General features: G+C 56.8%; 20 protein-coding genes. 11 read left to right on the plus strand and 9 right to left on the minus strand.

Translation table 11 applies throughout. The features are described from left to right. Nucleotide 1: 1 nt before the first annotated feature. The 5 genes from mgtE to ppk1 form a co-directional block, all read right to left on the minus strand. Nucleotides 2–1,435 carry a magnesium transporter gene (mgtE, locus tag FHW04_RS15185; protein WP_031375370.1) on the minus strand — a complete coding sequence of 478 codons (1,434 nt, stop codon included), beginning with the start codon at nt 1,433–1,435 and terminating at the stop codon, nt 2–4. 124 nt (nt 1,436–1,559) lie between these two features. Next, nucleotides 1,560–1,745: a YfgG family protein gene (locus tag FHW04_RS15190; protein WP_031375371.1), complete on the minus strand. Its 186-nt coding sequence runs from the start codon at nt 1,743–1,745 to the stop codon at nt 1,560–1,562. A gap of 101 nt (nt 1,746–1,846) precedes the next feature. After that, nucleotides 1,847–2,467: a tellurite resistance methyltransferase TehB gene (tehB, locus tag FHW04_RS15195; protein WP_089561711.1), complete on the minus strand. Its 621-nt coding sequence runs from the start codon at nt 2,465–2,467 to the stop codon at nt 1,847–1,849. Nucleotides 2,468–2,502: 35 nt separating this feature from the next. Continuing rightward, complete coding sequence (ppx, locus tag FHW04_RS15200) at nt 2,503–4,026, minus strand: exopolyphosphatase (protein WP_031375372.1); 1,524 nt, start codon at nt 4,024–4,026, stop codon at nt 2,503–2,505. 5 nt (nt 4,027–4,031) lie between these two features. After that, nucleotides 4,032–6,092, minus strand: coding sequence for a polyphosphate kinase 1 (gene ppk1 / locus FHW04_RS15205; RefSeq protein ID WP_031375373.1), 2,061 nt, complete (start codon nt 6,090–6,092; stop codon nt 4,032–4,034). A 150-nt stretch (nt 6,093–6,242) separates the two neighbouring features. On the opposite strand from ppk1, the gene FHW04_RS15210 reads away from it, so the two are divergent. The 3 genes from FHW04_RS15210 to pstB are packed head-to-tail and all read left to right on the plus strand — an operon-like array spanning nt 6,243 to nt 10,741. Further along, complete coding sequence (locus tag FHW04_RS15210; RefSeq protein ID WP_089561677.1) at nt 6,243–8,330, plus strand: ABC transporter permease subunit; 2,088 nt, start codon at nt 6,243–6,245, stop codon at nt 8,328–8,330. Next, the gene (gene pstA, locus FHW04_RS15215) at nt 8,327–9,961 is read left to right on the plus strand and encodes a phosphate ABC transporter permease PstA (protein WP_089561678.1); all 1,635 of its coding nucleotides are present in this window, start codon (nt 8,327–8,329) and stop codon (nt 9,959–9,961) included. Before FHW04_RS15210 ends, pstA begins: the two co-directional genes overlap by 4 nt. Before the next feature lie 12 nt (nt 9,962–9,973). Beyond that, on the plus strand, nt 9,974–10,741 hold the full coding sequence (gene pstB / locus FHW04_RS15220; protein WP_089561679.1) for a phosphate ABC transporter ATP-binding protein PstB: 768 nt from the start codon (nt 9,974–9,976) through the stop codon (nt 10,739–10,741). 284 nt (nt 10,742–11,025) lie between these two features. Here pstB and purN read toward each other — a convergent pair whose 3' ends face one another. Further along, complete coding sequence (purN, locus tag FHW04_RS15225; RefSeq protein ID WP_089561680.1) at nt 11,026–11,664, minus strand: phosphoribosylglycinamide formyltransferase; 639 nt, start codon at nt 11,662–11,664, stop codon at nt 11,026–11,028. Next, entirely contained in the window at nt 11,661–12,701 is a 1,041-nt protein-coding gene (purM, locus tag FHW04_RS15230) for a phosphoribosylformylglycinamidine cyclo-ligase (RefSeq protein ID WP_089561681.1), read from the minus strand. Before purM ends, purN begins: the two co-directional genes overlap by 4 nt. Before the next feature lie 229 nt (nt 12,702–12,930). On the opposite strand from purM, the gene upp reads away from it, so the two are divergent. The 3 genes from upp (at nt 12,931) to hda (ending at nt 15,808) form a co-directional block, all read left to right on the plus strand. Beyond that, a complete protein-coding gene (gene upp / locus FHW04_RS15235) occupies nt 12,931–13,557 on the plus strand; it encodes a uracil phosphoribosyltransferase (RefSeq protein WP_031375379.1) in 627 nt (208 codons plus the stop codon). 159 nt (nt 13,558–13,716) lie between these two features. Next, nucleotides 13,717–15,000, plus strand: coding sequence for a uracil permease (gene uraA, locus FHW04_RS15240; RefSeq protein ID WP_031375380.1), 1,284 nt, complete (start codon nt 13,717–13,719; stop codon nt 14,998–15,000). 106 nt (nt 15,001–15,106) lie between these two features. Next, nucleotides 15,107–15,808, plus strand: a complete 702-nt coding sequence (gene hda, locus FHW04_RS15245) for a DnaA inactivator Hda (RefSeq protein WP_180217190.1) — start codon at nt 15,107–15,109, stop codon at nt 15,806–15,808. Here the strand turns inward: hda and arsC are convergent. Both arsC and FHW04_RS15255 read right to left on the minus strand, forming a co-directional pair. Beyond that, nucleotides 15,805–16,152: an arsenate reductase (glutaredoxin) gene (gene arsC, locus FHW04_RS15250; RefSeq protein WP_031375382.1), complete on the minus strand. Its 348-nt coding sequence runs from the start codon at nt 16,150–16,152 to the stop codon at nt 15,805–15,807. The two genes, hda and arsC, sit on opposite strands and share 4 nt — an antisense overlap. Before the next feature lie 30 nt (nt 16,153–16,182). Beyond that, nucleotides 16,183–17,646 carry a beta-barrel assembly-enhancing protease gene (locus FHW04_RS15255; protein ID WP_046288175.1) on the minus strand — a complete coding sequence of 488 codons (1,464 nt, stop codon included), beginning with the start codon at nt 17,644–17,646 and terminating at the stop codon, nt 16,183–16,185. 755 nt (nt 17,647–18,401) lie between these two features. On the opposite strand from FHW04_RS15255, the gene FHW04_RS15260 reads away from it, so the two are divergent. From FHW04_RS15260 to FHW04_RS15280, 5 genes are all read left to right on the plus strand, one after another. Continuing rightward, the gene (locus FHW04_RS15260) at nt 18,402–19,007 is read left to right on the plus strand and encodes a DsrE family protein (protein ID WP_089561682.1); all 606 of its coding nucleotides are present in this window, start codon (nt 18,402–18,404) and stop codon (nt 19,005–19,007) included. 35 nt (nt 19,008–19,042) lie between these two features. Next, nucleotides 19,043–19,651, plus strand: a complete 609-nt coding sequence (locus FHW04_RS15265) for a DsrE family protein (RefSeq protein WP_046288176.1) — start codon at nt 19,043–19,045, stop codon at nt 19,649–19,651. A gap of 123 nt (nt 19,652–19,774) precedes the next feature. Next, the gene (locus FHW04_RS15270; RefSeq protein ID WP_371600939.1) at nt 19,775–19,900 is read left to right on the plus strand and encodes a hypothetical protein; all 126 of its coding nucleotides are present in this window, start codon (nt 19,775–19,777) and stop codon (nt 19,898–19,900) included. A 58-nt stretch (nt 19,901–19,958) separates the two neighbouring features. Continuing rightward, nucleotides 19,959–20,210, plus strand: a complete 252-nt coding sequence (locus FHW04_RS15275) for a hypothetical protein (protein WP_371600941.1) — start codon at nt 19,959–19,961, stop codon at nt 20,208–20,210. A gap of 164 nt (nt 20,211–20,374) precedes the next feature. After that, nucleotides 20,375–21,943 (plus strand): sensor domain-containing diguanylate cyclase, encoded by a 1,569-nt coding sequence (locus FHW04_RS15280; protein WP_031375384.1) that lies wholly within the window; start codon nt 20,375–20,377, stop codon nt 21,941–21,943. Nucleotides 21,944–21,961 lie beyond the last annotated feature (18 nt).

Genomic DNA, 21,961 nt, shown 5'->3' on the forward strand with positions numbered 1-21,961 from the left:
CTCAGTGCGGCAGCAGGAACAGGGTAGCCAGTCCCAGGAAGATAAAGAAACCGCCGGTGTCGGTGATGGCGGTGATCAATACGCTGGAGCCGACGGCGGGATCGCGCTTCATTTTGGTCATCACCAGCGGTACCAGCACGCCCATCAGCGCTGCCAGCAGCAGATTCAGCGCCATCGCCAGCATCATCACGCCGCCCAGCGCGAGGTTGTCATACATCAGCCAGGTGATGCCGCCCATAATCCCGCCCCAGAACAGGCCGTTGATCAGCGCCACGCCGAGTTCACGGACAATCAGGAACGAGAAGTTTCCCGGCTCAACCTGATGTAGCGCCAGAGCACGCACAATCATGGTGATGGTTTGATTACCGGTATTGCCGCCGATGCCAGCGACGATCGGCATCAGAGTGGCGAGCGCCACGATTTGCGAGATAGTGCCTTCAAACAGCCCAATCACTCGCGAGGCGACAAAGGCGGTGCAGAGATTAATCGCCAGCCATGCCCAGCGTTTACGCACTGACTTCCGCACCGGCGCAAACACGTCCTCTTCCTGACTGATACCGCCCATTTTACGGATATTGCTTTCGTTTTCGGCATTCACCAAATCGATAATGTCTTCAATAGTGATACGGCCTATCAGGCGGCCCTTTGCATCAGTAACGGCCGCGGAGATCAGGTTATAACGTTCGAAGGCGCTGGCGGCATCTTCCGCCTTATCGTTAAGCTGGAAGGTGGTGGGGCGGGCATTCATTACCTCACTGACCAGCGTTTTCGGCTTGTTCAGCAGAATATCGGTCAGCAGCAGTTCGCCAAGCAGCAGATTATCGTCATTGGTGATAAAGATTTTATCGGTGCCGCCTGGCATGCTTTTGTGCTTACGCAGATATCGCTGCACCGTGGCCAGCGTCACGTCGTCGCGTACCGTCAGGATATTGAAATCCATCACCCGACCGACGCGATCGCGATCAAACTCCACCATGCTCAGCATGCGGGCGCGCAGGCCCGGTTCCACGGTCGCCAGCAGGCGGCCCGTCAGGTCACGAGGCAGATATCGTGCCAGCCACACCTGATCATCAATATCCAGCGGTTCGATGGCGCGCAGAATATCGCGATCGCTCATCTCTTCGGTCAGGCTGGCCCAGACGGTTTCCGAGGCTTCCACCAGCACCAGACCGCGCCGTTCGTTTGGCACCAGTCGCCACAGCGCCTGACGTTCTTCTTCCGGTAAGGCTTCGAGGATGTCGGCAAGGTCGGCAGCGTGCAGCTGACGAATATCCTGCTCCAGCGCGTCACGCTGGGCCGCATTTTCACGTTGCTGTTCAGGACTGAGGTCGCTGGATTTATCCAGCAAAGCATCAACCAGATCGTGCTCGTTGAGCAGCAGCGTCAGAATGCGATGACGTATTTCACTTAAACGTTGAGAGTGTGAGGCAGACACATTGAATCCCTTTAGTCTGAAAGCACCAGCACGAAGTGTAGCGTTTCGCCTGAAAAAGGGATGCAAAAAATGGCGCAGTCAACCGGACGGCGGGGCAGTTTTTCAGGCGAAAAAGTCGTGTTCGCTAACGCGTATCGCCAGAACTGACGGCAACCGGTTCAGGCAGCGATTTTTGTTGCTGATGATGTTCGAAGGCAGCAGGCAGGATAAAAATCAGGCGGCTAAACAAAATGATAAAACTGATCAGCAACACGATACGGGTCATGGTGCCGGTTTTTTGACGTCTTCGGGGAGAAATAGCGCTGTTCACGCGGGGTGGTTCCTGTAATGACCCAAAGCTGGGCGACCGCAACATTTAGTCACAGTCGCCAGACGAAATCAATCGCGGTTGAAAAAAACAGCAGACAAAGATCAGTAACTGGCTTTCTGCGCCAGCAGCGTGGCGAAGCGGCAGTTAATGCGATTGCCGTGTTCATCTTTACGGTGCAGCTGGCCAGGATTTTCGTTGTACTTCACGATATGCCAGTTACGGTAATAATTGCTCAGCTCGCCCGATTTAAACGCAAAGGTAAAATCGCTCGGGCAGGGCATATCGTCGGTGTTCATCGCTGCCACAATCAGGTTGTAGCCGTTTTTCACCGTGCAGGCCTGCATATCAGCAATCAACTGCGGAATGCTCTGCGGTTGCAGAAACATCATCACCACTGTCGACAGCACAAAATCGTAGCCACCGTTAAAGCGCGTCTGGTTCAGATCCCGTTGTTCGGTATGGATGCCGCTCAGACCTTCCCGCTCGATGATATCGTGCAGGCGCGCCAGGCTTTGCGGATTATGATCCCATGCGGTGACGTCGAAACCGTGCTGATTAAGATACAGCGTGTTACGCCCACCGCCACAGCCGAGATCGAGTGCTTTCCCGACGTTGAGCTGTGGTAGCGCCGCCACGACTTCAGAGTGAGGCGGCGTCAGGCCGTAGGTTTCGGCAAAATAGTGTTCGTCACGCAGACGTTCGGTATGTTGTGTCATGGTCATCAGTTCAGTTAAATGGGTGCCAGGCACCCACGTTATCAGGCCTCTTCGAGGATCAGTTTCCATCCGGTGACATCATTCCAGTAACCCTGCTCGCGCTCGAGATCGAGCTGTACCAGGGTGTTCTGACTGAAATAGCCCGCGGGGAAAATCAGCGTCCAGTGGCCGTCGTCGCACTTCAGCACCAGAGTATCCGGCCGTGTGGTGGCCTGGCGCTGATTATTCAGCAGGGTACCCAGACGCAACAGGAAAATCAGCGGCACGAACTGCTTCTTCTTAAACAGCGTCACCCGCGGCAACTCATCGAGTTTCACCGCTTTCCGGTGGAATCTTACCAGCGCCGCCAGCAGCATTTGCTGATCCTGATTAAAGCCAGGCATATTGGTGTTTTGCAGGATGTAGGCTGAATGGCGCTGCAGACCGCTATGATTGATGGTCAGTCCGACTTCATGCAGCATTGCCGCCCACTTCAGCAGCGCCGCCAGTTGCGGATTCGCCAGTTTGGGATTCTGATCGCGCCACTGCAGATAGAGCTGTTCGGTAGTGTCGAGCACGCGTCGCGCCTGATCGCTGTCGATGGCGTAATGGTTCGCCAGACTCTGCGCGGTGCGGCTGCGGATATCCTGATGACGGAAGCGGCCTTCCATTTCGTACAGCACGCCTTCACGTAGCGCACCATCGGAGAGGCGCAGCTCGCGAATTGCCAGCGCGTCGAACACGCCGCACAGAATCGCCAGTCCCGGTACAAACACCCCTTTACGCTCTTCCGACAGGCCTGGCAGACTCAGCGCGGCAAACGATTTATGTTTGATCACTTCGTCATACAGTTTGTCGAGACGCTCAGGCGTAATCAGCTTCTCTTTCTCATCCATCGCCTGCAGCACTTCACAGGCGGCTTTGATGGTGCCGGACGCACCCAGCGCATATTGCCAGCCATGCAGACGATACTGCCACGCCAGCGTTTCCAGCTTCTGTGCGGCCGCTAAGCGGGCGCGACGGAAATTCTCGCGGCTGATTTCACCGTTGGGGAAATAGAGCTGCGCGAAACTGACGCAACCCATGCGGCGGCTTTCCACCAGCTGCGGCTCAAAATCCTCGCCAATCACCAGTTCGGTTGACCCGCCACCGATGTCGATCACCAGCTTACGACCTTTCTCCGGCTGAGTATGCTCCACGCCCATAAAGATCAGACGGGCCTCTTCATGGCCTGAAATCACCTCAATCGGATAGGGGATCACCTCGGCGGCCCGTTGCAAAAAGGTTTCGGCGTTGACCGCCTGGCGCAGCGTATGGGTGCCGACAATGGTGACATTGCTCGGGCTGAATCCCTGCAGGCGTTCCGCGAACAGCGCCAGGCAGGTTAATCCCCGCTCCATCGCCTCTTCGCTCAGGCGATTACTGGCATCCAGCCCGTCAGCCAGATGGACGCGCTGCTTCAGGCGACCCAATACCTGCATCGCGCCATCTACCACCCGGGCGATGACCATATGGAAGCTGTTCGATCCGAGGTCGATCGCCGCAAACTCCTGGGGTTTTGGCGTACTTTTATGGGAAATTGGCATAGGATTTATTCAGGTTGTTCCAGGTTCTTGATGTAATCATAAATGGCCAGCTGCGATCGCACTTTGCGACGATTGCCGCGCTGGACGTAATGGTTACTCAACTCTTTATCGACGATGCGGGCTTTTACCGTATCACTTAACTGAATAGCAATAATGTCGAGTATGCGCTGCTTAATACGTGGATCGAGAATCGCCACCGCCACTTCGATGCGGTAATCAATGTTACGCGTCATCCAGTCAGCCGAGGAGAGGAACACTTTTTTATCGCCGCCATTGTCAAAAATATAGACGCGATCGTGCTCCAGATAACGGTCAACGATACTGATGACGCGAATATTTTCACTGATCCCCGGCAAATCGGGAATTAATGAGCACATGCCGCGCACCAGCAGATTGACCTTAACCCCCACGCTGGAGGCTGTATAAAGCCGGTCAACCAGTCCTTTGTCCACCAGATTATTGATTTTCAGAGTAATGCCGGACGGCTTTTTCTGCTGCGCATTGGCGATTTCGTTATCGATCAACTCATACAGCATCCGGCGTGAGTTCTGCGGTGACACCATCAGATGATCGAAGGTGACCGGCCGGTAAGGGTTCTCGATAAAGTTAAACACCCGGCGCACTTCGTTGGTGATACGCGCATCGGCGGTCAGCAACGAGTAGTCGGTATAGAGGCGGGCGGTTTTTTCGTTGAAGTTGCCGGTACCGATATGCGCGTACCGCACAATCTCTTCACCTTCACGGCGGGAAATCAGGAACAGCTTGGCGTGGATCTTCAGCCCCGGCGCAGAGAAAATTACGTGCACGCCCGCTTCGGTCAGGCGCTTAGCCCAGTAGATGTTCGCCTCTTCATCAAAGCGCGCCTGCAGTTCAACCACCACCGTCACTTTTTTACCGTTATAGGCCGCATGAATCATCGCATCCATGATGCGTGAGTGTTTGGCGACGCGATAAATATTGATTTTTATCGCCAGCACGCTGGGGTCAAACGACGCCTGACGCAGCAGTTCCAGCACGTGCTCAAAGGTATGGTAAGGATAATAGAGCAGCACATCGCGATCGCGAATGGCATCAAAGCCATTGCGGAAGCCATCAAATCCGATATGGCGAATCTGCGGCAGCGGCCGGTTCACCAGGTTGTTTTTGCCGACGTTCGGGAAGCCAATGAAGTCTTTAAAGTTGTGGTAGCGTCCGCCGGGCAATATGGAATCGAAGTTAGAAATGGAGAGCTTGTGACACAACAGTTCCACCATCGAATCGGGCATGTCGCGCTGGTAGACAAAGCGGACCGGCTCGGCGGTCAGGCGTTGCTTCAGGCTGGACGACATCAGCTCCAGCAGACTCGATTCCATCTCCGTCACCAGATCGTACTCGGCGTCACGCGTCATCTTCATTGAGTAGGCGTTCAGTGCGTCGTAGTCGTAAAAGCCTTTGAAAATATCGTCCAGGCAGTAACGTAAAATGTTATCCAGCAGGATCATCGGCTTACGACGACGCGGCGGCTCAGCCGGCAGATTAATGAAACGCGGCACTTTATCGGACGGGATCTCCAGCAGCGCATAACGAATGGTATCGCCGCGGATAATTTCCACCGCCAGATAGGTGTAATCGTCTTTCAAAAATTCGGTCAGGTCAGTTTCATGGGTGATCAGAATCGGCGAGATATGCTGGCGCAGTTCATGTTTGAAATAGTGGCGCAGCCACGCCTGCTGATTCGGCGAGAGCTGGCGCTCGTTGATCAGGAAGATCTGATTACGCGCCATCTCCAGCAGCAGATCGTTATACAGGGCGTCGAACTCCTGGTCAGACTTCAGGACTCGCTGCTGGATCTTCTTGAATAAATGACGTGGCGTACTGGCGGAACCCTGCTCTTCACCAATCAGAATGCGGCGTTTCAGGTCGGCGAAACGCACCTTGTAGAATTCGTCGAGGTTATTGGAGTAGATACCGAGAAAACGCATCCGCTCAATCAGCGGATTACTTTTGTCCGCCGCTTCCTGCAAAACCCGTTCGTTAAAGGATAACCAGCTTAATTCTTTTTCAATATAAAGCTTTACCTGACCCATTCTCACTCCATATAGCGGTTGCAGGACTGAAGATCCAGTGTCCCTGATCATTATGGCGAGAGTATGGCAGCGTTGTCCAACGTCAATAGTTGTCTTATCAACCGGCTACGGGCAACATAGCGGCTTGTTTTTGCCTGCTACCGGAACCGCATGAGCGTAAACCACATCCCAGTCCAGTTCAGCGACCGTAAGCGTCGTGCCGTTGACCGCCTGACGCGGCGGCTGGTCACGTCCTGTGGCATTGCGATTCTGCTGCTGATGTTGCTGCTGTTTTGCTGGCTGATTGGCGTGGTATTGCCGCTGTTCAGTGCACCGGGTCTGCAGATTGCCAGTAATCAGCAGCTATGGGATCGCGCGCCGGCGTTAGCCCTCGGCAATGATGGTCGTATCGGCTGGCGTATCAGCGCGCACGGCGCGGCGCGGTTTATTCCGCTGGATGGACAACCGGCGGAACCGGCGCTGGCGTTATCGCCGCCACCGCAACAGGTGGTGCGCAGTGCCGACGGCCAGACGCTGCTGCTGAATATGCAGGGTGCGCTGATGCTGATGCAACCGACAGCGGAACAGCAGTGGCGCTTTCCGCTGGGCGACAAACCGTTTCACCTGCCGCACGGCGCGGTGACAAAAATGGCTCTGGCGAGCCGCCATCCAGGCCAGTGGCGTATCGCGGCGCTGACCGACCGCGGCCTGACGGTGCTGACGCTCGGCACCGATCAGCAGGCCGCCACTGTCGATCTGCCACAGCAACAGCTGGACCTGCTGGCACTTTCCCCGGCAGGCGATCTGCTCTATACCACCGAAGGCAACGTGCTGCGGGTCTGGCAACTCGACGAGGATCAGGCGCGGTTGCGTGAAACCCAGACGCTGCCGCAGCGCCCGCAAAGTCTGCATCTGCTGGTGGGCGGTAAGAGCCTGCTGATTCAGGATCAGAGCGGCATTACCCAGTGGTTTGCGATCGCCAGCCCACAGGGACCGCGTCTTCAACGCATCCGGACGTTCGCGCACAGCGCGGGAGTGGCGAAAGTGGTCACCGAGCCGCAACGTCGGGTGTTCGCCACCCTCAGTGAAAATGGCCTGCTGCGGCTGTTCGCCAGCAAACAGGATGGCCCGATTCTGCAGCGCCAGCTGGCGCCAGGCATTCTTGACGCGCAGTTCTCACCGCGTGGCGACAGTCTGCTGGTTGAGCGAGCAGGCAGCTGGCAAACCCTGCGGCTGGATAACCCGTGGCCTGACGTCACCTGGCGTAATTTCTGGCAAAAAATCTGGTACGAAAATTACCCGGCACCGGACTGGATCTGGCAATCGACCGCGGCGGGCGACAGCTATCAGGGCAAGTTCAGCCTGGTACCGATGGTGGTCGGCACGCTGAAAGCCGCCAGCTTAGCGCTGCTGTTTGCCACGCCGCTGGCGCTGGCGGCAGCCATGTATACCGCGTTTTTTATGGCACCGGGCCTGCGTCGCTGGGTTAAACCGGCTATCGAAATGATGGGCGCGCTGCCGAGCGTGGTGGTGGGGCTGATTGCCGGTGTCTGGCTGGCACCGCACATTAGTCAGGCGTTGATTGGAGTGCTGTTGCTGCCGCTGACGCTGGCCGCCAGTTTGCTGCTGTGCGGCGTGCTCAGCGCGCGGTTACCGGCGCGCTGGCGACAGCCGGGCCGCGAGGTGCTGATTCTGCTGCCGCTGCTGCTGCTGGTCACCTTACTGACGCTGTGGCTGCCAACGCTGTTTATCCCTGATGCAGGCGACTGGCTGCCACATTATGAACAGCGCAACCTGCTGGTGGCGGCGCTGGCGATGGGCTTTGCGCTGGTGCCGCTGATATTTACGCTCTCTGAAGATGCGCTGTTCAGCGTGCCCGCATCGCTGGGGCAGGGCTCGCTGGCGCTGGGTGCTACGCCGTGGCAAACCCTGACCCGAGTGGTGTTGCCTGGCGCCTCAGCCGGGATCTTTGCCGCCCTGATGATCGGCCTGGGCCGCGCGGTGGGGGAAACGATGATTCTGCTGATGGCGACCGGCAACACACCGCAAAGTCAGGGCGGATTGTTCAGCGGACTGCGCGCCCTGTCAGCCAATATCGCCATCGAGATGCCGGAAGCCGCCGCTGGCAGCGCCCATTATCGCATCCTGTTTCTCAGCGCCCTGATGCTGCTGCTGTTCACTCTGGTGATCAATACCGTGGCGGAGCTGATCCGTCAGCGTTTGCGCCAGCGCTACAGCCAGCATGAGGAGCAGGTATGAAGGTGATGCGACAAAACGATCGCTGGCGCTGGTTAACCGCCGGTGCCGTGGCGGTCTGCCTGTTAGCCTTTACGCTGTTGATTGGCCTGCTGGCCTGGCAGGGCGTCCGGGCTTTCTGGCCGCAGCGGGTTGACCTCTACAGTTTCAGCCAGCCCGACGGGCGTGAGGTGCGCCTGCTGGGCGAAACTCTTGAGCATCAGCCGCGCTTTCCCGCCCCGGCTGACGAGCAGGGCAACAGCGGCGGACAGGTTCATCGCTACCTGATTAAAACCGGCAACCGCGACTGGGACGCGCCCGATTTCCGCGTGGTCTACAGCCGGCAAGCGGCCAGCGTCAGCCAGCCGAAAGCGATCATGGTGTTGCAGCGTCGCAGTCACGGCCAGGCTTACGGCTGGTTTATCGGCCTGCGCGAAGATAATGAGGTCTTAACCGCCCGCAATCCCGATGCGCTGCTGCATCAGCGGCTGGCGCAGGTACAACTGCTGGTGCGGCAGGCCAATCAGATTCGCCGGGTAGAGATGGCACGCGTCAACAGCCAGCGTGAGCAGCTGGATGAACAGGCCACGCAGCAGCGCGCCGCCGGTCGCTTTGATCTACAGACCCAGTCGGAATATCAGGCGAATCAGGCGGCCTTGCAGCGTCGGTTCGATCATCTCAGCGAGACGCTGGCCAGCCTGCAACAGCAGAGCCAGCGCGACGTGCTGATCCTGCGGGATGTGCACGGCATCGACCACGCGATTCCGCTAACGGAAATTGTCGATAGCTGGAAACCCAACGCAATGACGCTGGGCGAAAAGAGTCTCCATTTCCTGCATCAGCTGTGGCGCTTTGTCAGCGACTCGCCGGCCGACGGTGGAAGCGAATCCGGTGCTTTCCCGGCGATCTTTGGCACTGTGCTGATGGTGTTGCTGATGTCGATTGTGGTGATGCCGCTTGGGGTGATCGCCGCAATCTGGCTGCACGAATATGCCGGGCGCAACGTACTGACCCGGCTGGTGCGGATTGCGGTGGTTAATCTGGCCGGGGTGCCTTCAATCGTGTATGGCGTCTTTGGCCTTGGCTTTTTTGTCTGGCTGGTCGGCGGCACGATCGATCAGCTGTTCTTCGCCAGCGCATTGCCCAATCCGACCTTCGGCACGCCGGGCCTGCTGTGGGCGGCGTTAACGCTGGCGTTACTGACGCTGCCGGTGGTGATCGTGGCGACGGAGGAGGGACTTTCCCGCATTCCAGATAGTTTGCGTCAGGGATCGCTGGCGCTTGGTGCCACGCAGGCGGAAACCCTGTGGCATGTGGTGCTGCCGCTGGCGGTGCCGGCAATGCTGACCGGATTGATCCTCGCCGTGGCACGCGCAGCGGGCGAAACCGCACCGCTGATGCTGGTCGGGGTGGTGAAAATGGTGCCGGAATTACCGATCGATGCGGTGTTCCCTTATCTGCACCTCGACCGCAAATTTATGCATCTTGGCTTCCAGATTTACGATCTGGCGTTTCAGAGTCCGAATATTGAAGCTGACCGGCCGCTGGTGTTCGCCACCGCGCTGCTGCTGGTGCTGATTATTCTGTCGCTCAATTTGCTGGCGATGAGCCTGCGTCACCGCCTGCGTGAACGCTATCGCCTTATGACTCAATAACAGGCTATGACTATGACGCCCGACACTGACATTGCGCTCACCGTTAACCATCTCTCTCTGTGGTACGGCGAGCGCCAGGCGCTGCAGGACATTTCGCTGCGGGTGCCAAAAAACCGCATTACCGCGCTGATCGGCCCGTCCGGCTGCGGTAAATCGACCCTGCTGCGCTGCTTCAATCGGATGAACGATGTGATCGATCACTGTCGGATCGACGGTGAGGTGCTGCTGGGCGCGGTGCCGATCATGCGGCCGGATCAGGATCTTTCTGCGCTGCGTCGGCGGGTCGGGATGGTGTTTCAGCGGCCCAATCCGTTTCCGAAGTCGATCTATGAAAACGTGGTTTACGGCCTGCGATTACAGGGCGTGCGCGATCGGCGGGTGCTGAACGAAGCCTGCGAACGTGCGCTGCGGGCGGCGGCGTTATGGAGTGAGGTGAAGGATCAACTGGGGCAGAATGCGCTGACGCTCTCGACCGGACAGCAGCAGCGGCTGGTGATTGCGCGGGCGATTGCTATCGAACCGGAGGTTCTGCTGCTGGATGAACCGACCTCGGCGCTGGACCCCATCTCTACCCTGGTGATTGAAGAGCTGATGACCACGCTGAAGCAGCACTTTACGCTGGTGCTGGTCACCCACAATATGCAGCAGGCGTCACGCGTATCGGACTATACCGCTTTTATGCATCAGGGCGCGCTGGTGGAGTTTGACGATACCGATCGCATCTTTACTGCGCCGAAACAACGACGCACCGAAGATTACATTACCGGCCGCTACGGTTAAGGAAAGGGATAAGAGCGGGGTTTAGTCAGACGACTGATAAACTTAAAGCGATGGGAGCCGATGCCCGGAGTAAAGCATCGCGGGCCATCGACAAAAACGTCGGGAGCGTTTTTGAACAACGCAAAGCGTTGGCCCGGCTACGGGCGCACCTCAGGGATGAGGTGCGTAATCGCCCGCGCTGAGCGGCCAGGGATGGCGTTTTTTGCGTCTTTACGGAGGGCACAGGCTCTCTGAGCCTTTACTCGGCCATCACTTCAGAAGAAATGATGGCTTCACCTTCCATGTCAGTCGTTTGCATAGCCCTGCGGCGGCAAGGGTTCACCGTCCAGCCAGGCTTTCCCGTCACGCATCCTGAGCCGTCCGTCGATAAACCAGCTAATCACCAGCGGATAGATCGCATGTTCCTGATGCTGCACCCGCTCAGTAATCTCCGCCTCACTGTCATCCGGGAATACCGGCACTTTGGCCTGCAGGATCACCGGGCCGCCATCCAGTTCATCGGTGACAAAATGCACTGAGGTCCCGTGTTCGCTATCGCCGTTCTCCAGTGCCTGACGGTGTGTATGCAGGCCGGGGTATTTCGGCAGCAGAGAAGGGTGAATATTCAGCAGGCGGTCATGGAAATGGGCGACAAACGCACTGCTGAGAATCCGCATATAGCCTGCCAGTACCACCAGATCCGGTGACCAGGCCTCGATTTCAGCGATCAGCTGACGGTCGAAGGCGTCACGGTCAGCGAAGTCGCTGGCGGCCAGCGCTTTGGCAGGAACGCCCGCTTCCTGCGCCCGGGTCAGGCCATAGGCCGCAGCACGGTTGCTGATAACGGCAGCGACGCTGCCGTTAATCCGCCCGCTGGCGCAGGCGTCAAGGATGGACTGAAGGTTGGTTCCGTTGCCGGAAATCAGTACAACCAGCTTTTTCATCCGTTGATGACCACACGCTCTTCCGCATCGGAAGACTTGATCACGCCCAGCTTCCACGCTTTTTCACCGGCAGCCTGCATCAGCGCGACGGCTTTATCCGCCTCATCCGGGCTCAGGGCAATGATCATCCCGACGCCGCAGTTAAAGGTGCGGTACATCTCAAAGCGGCTGACGTTGCCCGCCTGCTGCATCCAGCTGAATACCGCAGGCCACTGCCAGCTCTTCTCGTCAATCACCGCCTGGGTGTTGTCGGGCAGGACGCGCGGAATGTTTTCCCAGAAGCCGCCGCCGGTCAGGTGCGCAATCGCATGCACATCGACCTGCTCAATCAGGCTGAGGATATTTTTTACGTAGATGCGGGTTGGTTCCAGCAGGTGGTCAGCCAGCGGTTTGCCTTCCAGCTGTTCAACCAGCGGATCGGTATTGCTGACTTCCAGAATCTTACGCACCAGCGAGTAGCCGTTAGAGTGAGGACCGCTTGAACCGAGCGCGATCAGCACGTCGCCGTCCTGCACTTTACTGCCGTCGATGATTTCTGATTTTTCAACCACGCCGACACAGAAACCGGCTACGTCGTAATCTTCACCGTGGTACATGCCTGGCATTTCAGCGGTTTCGCCGCCAACCAGCGCACAACCTGACTGCAGACAGCCTTCGGCGATGCCGGTGATCACCGCAGAAGCGGTATCAACGTCCAGTTTGCCGGTGGCGTAATAGTCGAGGAAGAACAGCGGCTCTGCACCCTGAACCACCAGGTCGTTGACGCACATCGCGACCAGGTCAATGCCAATCGCATCGTGGCGCTTAAGGTCCATCGCCAGACGCAGCTTGGTGCCGACGCCATCGGTGCCGGAGACCAGCACCGGTTCACGGTATTTTTGCGGCAGCGCGCAAAGCGCACCGAAGCCGCCCAGTCCACCCATTACTTCCGGGCGACGCGTCTTTTTCACTACGCCTTTAATACGGTCAACCAGGGCGTTACCAGCATCAATATCAACACCGGCGTCTTTGTAACTGAGAGAGGTCTTGTCGGTCACTGCGAGGTCCCCACGCGAGTTGCGGTTGGTGGTTTAAATAAAGCGCGGCAATTCTACCAGCGCAGGCAAACGTTTGCGAGTCCGGGATTGCGCACCAGGCGATTTTCATCAATCCTTATTTTGTCCCGGTAAATGCTGCCGCCTTGCGCAAGGATAAGTGGCGCGAAGGCGAAAAGGCGGTATAATCCCGCGATTTTTTTTTAGCTCAACTCATTCCGGGAGAACACCAATGAAGATCGTGGAAGTCAGACACCCGCTGGTCAAACATAAACTGGGCTTGATGCGTGAGCATGATATCAGTACCAAGCGTTTCCGCGAGCTGGCATCAGAAGTGGGCAGCCTGCTGACCTACGAAGCCACCGCCGATCTGGAAACCGAAAAAGTGACTATTGAGGGCTGGAACGGCCCGGTGCAGATCGATCAAATCAAAGGTAAAAAAATCACGGTGGTCCCGATTCTGCGTGCCGGTCTCGGCATGATGGAAGGCGTGCTGGAGCATGTTCCCAGCGCACGCATCAGCGTGGTGGGCGTCTACCGTGATGAAGAAACCCTGGAACCTGTTCCCTATTTCCAGAAGCTGGTCTCGAACATTGAAGAGCGCCTGGCGCTGGTGGTAGACCCGATGCTGGCGACCGGTGGTTCAATGATCGCCACCATCGACCTGCTGAAAAAAGCCGGTTGCAGCAGCATTAAAGTGCTGGTGCTGGTGGCCGCGCCAGAAGGGATTGCCGCTCTGGAAAAAGCGCATCCTGACGTAGAGCTCTATACCGCGTCGGTCGATCAGGGACTGAACGACAAAGGTTACATCATTCCTGGGCTCGGTGACGCCGGGGATAAGATTTTCGGAACCAAATAAATCGCATAGCCGGCCGGAGAGTCGGCTTTTTTTTGGCAAAAAAAGCATCATCCCCAATCGGATAACACCCGCCGTCTGGCATCAGCTTCCCGCACTCTGCGTGACGCTGCGTCGGCGCGGGTGTCACCAACGGGGAAAACTAACGCAAGGGGATAAATGATGACTCGTCGCGCCATTGGCGTCAGTGAACGACCGCCGTTACTGCAAACCATTCCACTCAGCCTGCAACATCTGTTCGCCATGTTTGGCGCCACGGTGCTGGTGCCGATTCTGTTCCACATCAACCCGGCTACCGTACTGTTATTCAACGGTGTCGGCACGCTGATTTATCTGTTTATCTGTAAGGGTAAAATTCCTGCCTATCTTGGCTCAAGCTTTGCTTTTATCTCGCCGGTGCTGCTGCTGTTGCCACTGGGCTACGAGGTGGCGCTCGGCGGATTTATTCTATGCGGCGTGCTGTTCTGTATTGTGGCGCTGATTGTGAAACGGGCCGGTACCGGCTGGCTGGATGTGATGTTCCCGCCGGCGGCGATGGGCGCGATTGTCGCAGTCATCGGCCTGGAACTGGCTGGCGTGGCGGCGAATATGGCCGGTCTGCTGCCGGCTGAGGGCAGTTCGCCCGACAGCACCACGGTGATTATCTCGCTGGTGACGCTGGCGGTGACGGTGTTTGGTTCGGTGCTGTTTCGCGGCTTTCTGGCGATCATCCCGATTCTGATCGGGGTGCTGGTCGGCTATACGCTCTCGTGGTTTATGGGCATCGTCGACTGGAGCGGGGTAGAGAACGCGCCGTGGTTCGCGCTGCCAACCTTCTATACGCCACGCTTCGAGTGGGTGGCAATGCTGACTATTCTGCCGGCGGCGCTGGTGGTGATTGCCGAACACATCGGCCATCTGGTGGTCACGGCCAATATCGTGAAGAAAGATCTGATCCGCGACCCTGGCCTGCACCGCTCGATGTTCGCCAATGGCTTATCAACGGTGATTTCTGGTTTCTTTGGCTCGACCCCCAACACCACCTACGGTGAGAATATCGGCGTGATGGCGATTACCCGCGTCTACAGCACCTGGGTAATTGGCGGCGCGGCGATCCTCGCCATTCTGCTGTCCTGCGTCGGTAAACTGGCGGCGGCGATTCAGGCGATCCCGGTGCCGGTGATGGGCGGCGTCTCGCTGCTGCTGTACGGGGTAATTGGCGCGTCCGGTATCCGGGTGCTGATCGAATCCAAAGTGGATTACAACAAAGCGCAGAATCTGATCCTGACCTCGGTAATCCTGATCATCGGCGTCAGCGGCGCGAAGGTGCATATCGGCGCGGCGGAACTGAAAGGCATGGCGCTGGCCACTCTCGTTGGCGTGGGATTAGCGCTGATCTTCCGCGTGATTTCACTGCTGCGCCCGGAAGAGGTAGTGCTGGAAGCTGACGAACGCCAGGATAGCTGATCGTTAGCCGCTTCCTGAGAACGGGGCAGGGACGCTCCATTCATCTCTTTCTGAAAACTGTGGTAGACTTCCCCGGTTTTTTGCTTGTTCTCTTGCTGAGGTGCTTCTGAACACGCCGGCACAATTGTCATTGCCACTCTATTTGCCTGACGACGAAACCTTCGCCAGCTTCTGGCCGGGGGAGAACCCGTCGCTGATTGCCGCGCTGAAAGGTGCTCTCAACCAACAACATGGCAGCTATCTCTACTTCTGGTCGCGCGAAGGCGGAGGCCGGAGCCATTTGCTGCACGCAGCCTGCGCAGAAATGTCAGCGCGCGGTGCGGCGGTCGGCTATGTGCCGCTGGATAAGCGCACCTGGTTTGTGCCGGAAGTGCTGGAAGGGATGGAGCAACTGTCACTGGTATGCATCGATAATATCGAGTGCATTGCCGGCGAGCCGGAGTGGGAAATGGCGATCTTCGATCTCTACAACCGCATTCTGGAAACCGGCAATACCCGCCTGTTTATCACCGGCGATCGTCCGCCACGTCAGCTTAATCTGCAGTTGCCCGATCTGGCTTCGCGTCTCGACTGGGGCCAGATCTACCGTCTGCAGCCGCTCTCTGATGAAGATAAGCTACAGGCGTTGCAGCTGCGCGCCGGATTGCGCGGCTTTGAGCTGCCGGAAGACGTTGGCCGCTTCCTGCTGAAGCGACTCGATCGCGAAATGCGCACGCTGTTTGATACGCTGGATCGCCTCGATCGTGCATCGATCAGTGCCCAGCGCAAACTGACCATCCCCTTTGTTAAAGAGACGCTCGGCCTTTAAATAATCCCGAGTACCGCCTCCGGTGGGCGGCCGATACGCGCCTGGTCGCCATTAATCACAATCGGTCGCTCAATCAGGCTGGGATGGTCAACCAACGCGGCGATCAGTTCAGCCTCACTCTTCGTTTCCTCCGCCAGCCCCAGCTCATGATAAAGCGGCTCTTTGGTCCGCATCAGCTGGCGTATACTCTGCATCCCCAGCTTTTGCAGCAGGATTTGCAGCGTGTCGCGGGTTGGTGGGGTTTGCAGATAGAGCACCACCTCGGGTTCAATGCCGCGTTCCTGTAACAGCGCCAGCGTTTCGCGACTCTTGCTACAGCGCGGATTGTGATAAATCGTCACCATTTCAGGCGATCTCCTCTGATAACGGGCCGGTTAGCCTTTCTGATATTGTTTAAAACGCTGCTGCAACTGCCGCAGCTGATCGATACGGGCATCGTAACGCGCCTGCTTCAGGCTGCCGAGCGGCACCTGGGCGCTGGCGCTGCTAAGGGTAGTGATCGCCTGGTCAAGCTGGCCGTTGAGCGCCAGGCTTTCAGCGCGCGCCGACAGCTCTTCATCGTTCAGTCCCTGCTGTGCTGATGCCTGTGCCAGTAAGTCCCAGCCGTTAGGATCATCTTTGTTGGTCCAGGTGTAGCGATTCAGAATGCGGCTGGCGTTGGCCGGCTGTTTCGCTTCAACGTAGGCGTTTGCCAGGTTGAGCTGCACTACCGGGCTGTTCTTCGCGCCGGTCGCGCCGGTAAGCAGGGCGATCGCCTGTTGCGGCTGGTTCAGTCCGATGTCGATATCCGACATGATATCGAGGAACCAGACGTTATCCGGCTGCTTCGCCAGCAGCGGAGTGATGATCCGCTTCGCATCGGCATAGCTTTTCGCCTGTAAAAACTGCACTGCCTTACCGTACTGCGACGCCAGCTGTTCGCGGGTGTTACCGCTGGCGTACTGGTTCAACAGTTCATCGGTCAGCTGATTGCGGCCGGTGGCGTACATCCCCAGCGCACGCACCTTCGCCAGATAGAAATCCTGACTGGACTGCACCACCACCGGTCGCATCTGGTTGGCGCGGTTGCGCGCATCTGCCAGACGGCTGTCCGGCAGCGGGTGCGTCAGCAGAATTTCTGGTGGCTTAGACGAGAAGCGGCTCTGATCGGCCAGCTTCTGTAAAAAATTTGGCATCGCCTGGGGATCGAAACCGGCACGTTGCAGCACCTGAATCCCGATGCGATCCGCCTCCTGCTCGTTACCCTGGGTGAAGCTGATAATGCCTTGCTGGGTTCCCGCCAGCGTACCGGTCAGCGCCGCCATACCGGCCTGCGGATTGGCCATCGCCAGCAGAATTGAGCCCAGCGCGCCGACCCAGGTGAGCGGGGCATTGCGCTTTTGATCTTCCATGGCGCGTGCCAGATGGCGCTGCGTCACGTGCGAAATTTCATGCGCCATTACCGAGGCCAGCTGGCTTTCATTTTCGGTGAACCGGAACAGCGCAGAGTGCAGCACCACATTGCCGCCAAAGAAGGCAAAGGCGTTGAGTTCATCGTTCTGAATCAGAAAGAAGTGGAACGGCGTCTTAACCGAATCGGCGTGTGACACCAGCCGCTGGCCGAGCTGATTGATGTACTGGTTAAGCAACGGGTCATTGATCAGGGGAGCACTGGCGCGCAACTGGCGAACGTAGAAGTCGCCCATCTGTAATTCCTGATTAATCGACAGCGTTGAGCCCGCTGTGGTCCCCATATCGGGCAGTGAATCACTGACGTCGGCCCAGGCAGGTGCCAGACTGGTGAACATCAGCGTTGGGAGCAGTGCGGCGATCAGCGTTTTTTTTAACCGGTTCAACATGCCTTAATCCTGTAGAGAGGCCCTGAAACTGGCCAGGTGCGCAGCGGTAAGCTTCCGTTTTTTCGCAGCTAACAACGGTTCGCAACTATCTTAACCACAGCATGATAAGAAAGGAATGGGGTTATCTACGCCGGATGGCGTCTGTTTTGTGCAAGATCGCCTTTTCTGGCGAAAAAAATTGAATATGTTAAAAACCTAAACCGGAGTTAAACGAAAAAACGCCAGCCGCCTGAGCTGAGGGTAATGGGCGAGGAGAAACTGGCTTATTCAGGTTTTCCCGGTGTGGTCGCGGGAAATAAAGCAGATTATGCTGAGGTTGAAATAAAACGCTTTACGCGCTTAGTTTAAAGTTATGTAAATTCACTCAAAAAAATTGAATATGGCATGAATTTTTCCAGGTTTACTCCGAAAAAAAGGCCATTTCGCGCGTTTTATGTCCGTCGTCACGATTAAATAAATAATTCCTCCTCATCGGATAGTCATTGCAAGCTCCAGAAAATAGTGGCATTAAATTAACCTGAAGTGATCATTGATACGGGCAATTAATAAAAATATTAAAGGCCATTGATTATTTGCTTTAAGTCAGATGTTGATGAAAATTTTCGATTGGTAAAGCACGATCATTATTTCTGTCGTAACCAAATCTGAGCTGACACACATTTACGCAGGCGCTGAATATCGATGCGCTGTGATATAGATATTGCCCCGATTCAGAATATGGATCTGTAGCGCGTTATTTGCCGGAGAGGAGTGTTATGCGTTCAGCGGTTTCTTACGTGTTAATTGCCATTATGGGTGGTGTGGTCGGCGCGGTTGTCACACAAAGCGGCACTCTTTATGACAAAGTCGCGCAGCATTTTTCGTCTGAGCCGCAGGAGCCTGAAGGTTTCTGGAGTACGCCAGCGATTGAAGGTTATGGCAAAATTCATTATGAGGCCGACGCCGCTTTTAAACCGGTGGCGGGGTTGAGCAATAAAATCGTTTTCCAGATTACCCGTAGCGACGGAGCGATGACTGCGCCCAATCTGGGGCTGGAGCGGGTCGCGCGGGTGGTTAATCTCTATATTGCCTCAGGCGTTCCGGCTGACCAGCTGAAATTTGTGGTCTCAGTGACCGGTGACGCCACCCCGGCGATGCTGGATAACGCCCATTTCAGGCAGTTCTATGGCATTGATAATCCGAACCTGAAATTGATCGATGAGCTAAATAAAACGGGCGTAAAAGTATCGGTCTGCGATCAGTCGGTGGCCTTCCATCACTATCCCAATAACTGGATTGATAAATCGGTCGTGCATGCGCTTTCCAGTCCGACCACGGTATCGACCCTGCAAAATCAGGGTTACGCGTGGCTGGCAATGTAATTAATACCTTGTCTAAAACATCAGGAGAATAAGTGATGCGTCCAGCAGCCTTTATTGTGGTCGCCGCCGTGGCGGGGTTTATTGGTGGTAATGTTTTACAGTTGCCGGAATTATTCGATAAGGTCAGTGGCAAAGTGGCGGATAATAAAACCCAGCCGGCTGATTTCTGGAGTACCCCAGCCATTGAAGGCTACGGAAAAATACATTATGTCGATACGCCAGCCTTTAAACCGGGCACAACGCCAGGCCTGAGTAATAAAATTGTTTTCCAGATCAACCGCAGTGAAGGCGATATTCGCCAGCCGAACCTGGGTCTGGAGCGGGTTGCTCGCGTCACTAACCTCTATTATGCGGCGGGCGTCCCGCTCGACCAGTTGAAATTCGTGGTATCGATTAACAGCGATGCGGTCCCGGCTGCCTTAAACAATGCGCAGTTTCATAAAGCCTATGGCGTCGACAATCCGAACCTTAAATTGATCAGTGAACTGAAAAAAGCCGGTGTTGAAGTGTCGATTTGCGATCAGTCGGTGGCGTTCCATCAGCTAGAGCGCGAATGGATTGACCCGATGGTCACCCACACCATCTCCAGCGGCACCACCGTCGCCACGCTGCAAAATGAAGGGTACGCTTTCCTGATGCTGTGATCCTGACAGCGGCGACACCGCCGCTGTTCTCTTTTCGTCAGGTTCCCACCCTGCCTCTGTCGTATCATGCCGTTAGCTTCCGCCTCAATGAGATCGATCTCATCGACGGTAAGCGAGGGCGTGATGACCGATTTACGCCGTGTAGCCACGCTGGCGGGCGTTTCGCGCGACACCGCCGCACGCGCCTTTTCTGCTCCTCCTCTGCTGAACCCCGACACGCTGCACAAGGGGCTGGCCGCCTCAGCGTAACCCGGATTACGCCCGCATCATATTGTCCGTCAGTTACGACTCAGTACCTCACCACGTTGTGGAGGTTGCTGCCTTCGCTGCTTCATCCGGTATTGCCCGGCAATTACAGGCGATAGAGCAGCTGGCCGGCGTATCACATCAGGTGGTGCTGGACCTGCAACCTGACGACCCGGCCCACTTCGTGCTGGAACCACCCCGATTTCTGCTGCAGCGCTGGCAGCCGGGGCAGCGGATGGTGCCGCATCAGTACGCCATTGACCGCATTTCTGGGTTGTGGCCGTTTTATAATCAGCAGGAATTAATCGATTAGGGCCAGGTAAATTTGAATTTAGTCCACTGTCGGCGGCCTTAAACCTGCTCAAATCCTCCGCCAGGGTGTAGACTTACGCCCGGAATCACCAGGGTAACCGGCACACGCTAAAAACAATAATCGGGCACGTAAGACATGATTTTTTCTCCTGCGGCGGCAACGCCATGCTAAGGCGTTTTCGGCCCAAAACCGATCTACGCAATCTAATCGCACTGCTGGTTATGGTCAGCATCGTTATTACGCTTGCCAATACGCTCTACGCGACCTGGCGGGTACAGCGTCAGGTACTGATTGAAAGTACCCTTGAGGCTAATCGCGCTTATGCCGCTAAACTGGCCTCCACCAGCGAGATTTTCTTCCAGCTGGCGCAGTCACAGTTGCATTACAGCGCTAACCAACTCAGTGATAATTTTAATAACGAGACGCTGCTGCAAAACGAAGTCAACCGCCTGCGCGAGCAGACCACCAGTTTTAACTCGGTAGCAGTGGTGGATGAGCAGGGGATAGTAAAGGCCATCTCGCCGGAGTCGCTGACGCTGAAAGGGATGCATCTGACCAGCGAAGCATCACGCGAAGCGCTGGAGATGCGCCAGCCGATCATCAGTAAACCCACTCTTTCTGCAGCGAACAACTTACTGGTATTTGTCTCCTGGCCAATCTGGAGCCACGAAGGCGACTATCTGGGCTATGTCGGCGGCACCATCTATCTGAAGAAAAAGAGCATTCTGAATGCGCTGCTGGGCGAGCAGTTTTATCGCGATGGCACCAGCGTCTACGTGCTCGACAGCAATAATCAGGTGCTCTATCACCAGAATCGCCAGCTGATTGGCAAAATGCTGCCCGCCATCATCGGGCCGCGTGAGGATCAAAGCAATGGCTCGCTAATGCTCTCGCAGTCGGGTGAGGTTAAGCAGCTGGCGGGGTATGCCGTGGTGCCGACCACCGGCTGGATGGTGGTGGCGCTCAAGCCGATTAACGTCACGCTGAAACCGCTCTCCGGCCTGTTGCTCAAGGTGTTGAAAAATTCCGTGCCGTTTGCGCTGCTGACGCTGCTGGTGGCGGTGGTGCTGGCCCGGCTGATTGCGCTGCCGCTGTGGCAACTGGCCCGTAAAGCCAGCCGGATGGATGCACAGGGTGTGTCAATGGAGATTGGCGGCATCAGCGCCTGGTATTTTGAGGCCGCTCAGGTCAAACGCGCACTACTGACCGGCATTGGTCTGGTGCAGGACAAAATTGGCCGACTCAACTCGGAAGCGCAAACCGATCCGCTGACCCAGTTGCTGAACCGTCGCGGCCTCAACGCGGTGCTGGACTATTACCAGACGCTGCGCCAGCCGTTTTCGGTGCTGGCGCTGGATATCGATCACTTTAAAAACGTCAACGATAGCTGGGGACACGACGTCGGCGATCGGGTGATCCAGCAGGTGGCGAGTACCCTGCGGGCCAGCGCGCGCCAGTCCGACGTGGTTTGCCGCAACGGCGGAGAGGAGTTCCTGATGCTGCTGCCGGGCACCCCGCTGGAAGAGGCGTTGATCATTGCGGAGCGGGTACGGCTCGGGATTGCCGAAGCCTGGCTTACCGACGTTGGCCGCATCACCTTATCAATTGGCGTCTCGGCATGGAACGGTCAGCAGGATGTGTCGCTGGAAGCCAGCTTAAAGCAGGCGGATGCCGCGCTGTATCAGGCGAAAAACAGCGGACGTAACTGTGTGATTGCGGCACCCGTCAGCTAACCGCGCGCCAGCAGGCAA

It is taken from the genome of Pantoea sp. AN62, assembly GCF_050432985.1.
GTDB classification, from domain to species: domain Bacteria; phylum Pseudomonadota; class Gammaproteobacteria; order Enterobacterales; family Enterobacteriaceae; genus Pantoea; species Pantoea brenneri.

Excerpts from the sequence above, each read along its gene's own strand:
- tehB (WP_089561711.1), bottom strand. The coding sequence starts at position 2,467 with ATGACCATGACACAACATACCGAACGTCTGCGTGACGAACACTATTTT.
- ppx (WP_031375372.1), bottom strand. The coding sequence starts at position 4,026 with ATGCCAATTTCCCATAAAAGTACGCCAAAACCCCAGGAGTTTGCGGCG.
- ppk1 (WP_031375373.1), bottom strand. The coding sequence starts at position 6,092 with ATGGGTCAGGTAAAGCTTTATATTGAAAAAGAATTAAGCTGGTTATCC.
- FHW04_RS15210 (WP_089561677.1), top strand. The coding sequence starts at position 6,243 with ATGAGCGTAAACCACATCCCAGTCCAGTTCAGCGACCGTAAGCGTCGT.
- pstA (WP_089561678.1), top strand. The coding sequence starts at position 8,327 with ATGAAGGTGATGCGACAAAACGATCGCTGGCGCTGGTTAACCGCCGGT.
- pstB (WP_089561679.1), top strand. The coding sequence starts at position 9,974 with ATGACGCCCGACACTGACATTGCGCTCACCGTTAACCATCTCTCTCTG.
- purN (WP_089561680.1), bottom strand. The coding sequence starts at position 11,664 with ATGAAAAAGCTGGTTGTACTGATTTCCGGCAACGGAACCAACCTTCAG.
- upp (WP_031375379.1), top strand. The coding sequence starts at position 12,931 with ATGAAGATCGTGGAAGTCAGACACCCGCTGGTCAAACATAAACTGGGC.
- uraA (WP_031375380.1), top strand. The coding sequence starts at position 13,717 with ATGACTCGTCGCGCCATTGGCGTCAGTGAACGACCGCCGTTACTGCAA.
- arsC (WP_031375382.1), bottom strand. The coding sequence starts at position 16,152 with ATGGTGACGATTTATCACAATCCGCGCTGTAGCAAGAGTCGCGAAACG.
- FHW04_RS15255 (WP_046288175.1), bottom strand. The coding sequence starts at position 17,646 with ATGTTGAACCGGTTAAAAAAAACGCTGATCGCCGCACTGCTCCCAACG.
- FHW04_RS15260 (WP_089561682.1), top strand. The coding sequence starts at position 18,402 with ATGCGTTCAGCGGTTTCTTACGTGTTAATTGCCATTATGGGTGGTGTG.
- FHW04_RS15265 (WP_046288176.1), top strand. The coding sequence starts at position 19,043 with ATGCGTCCAGCAGCCTTTATTGTGGTCGCCGCCGTGGCGGGGTTTATT.
- FHW04_RS15270 (WP_371600939.1), top strand. The coding sequence starts at position 19,775 with ATGACCGATTTACGCCGTGTAGCCACGCTGGCGGGCGTTTCGCGCGAC.
- FHW04_RS15280 (WP_031375384.1), top strand. The coding sequence starts at position 20,375 with ATGCTAAGGCGTTTTCGGCCCAAAACCGATCTACGCAATCTAATCGCA.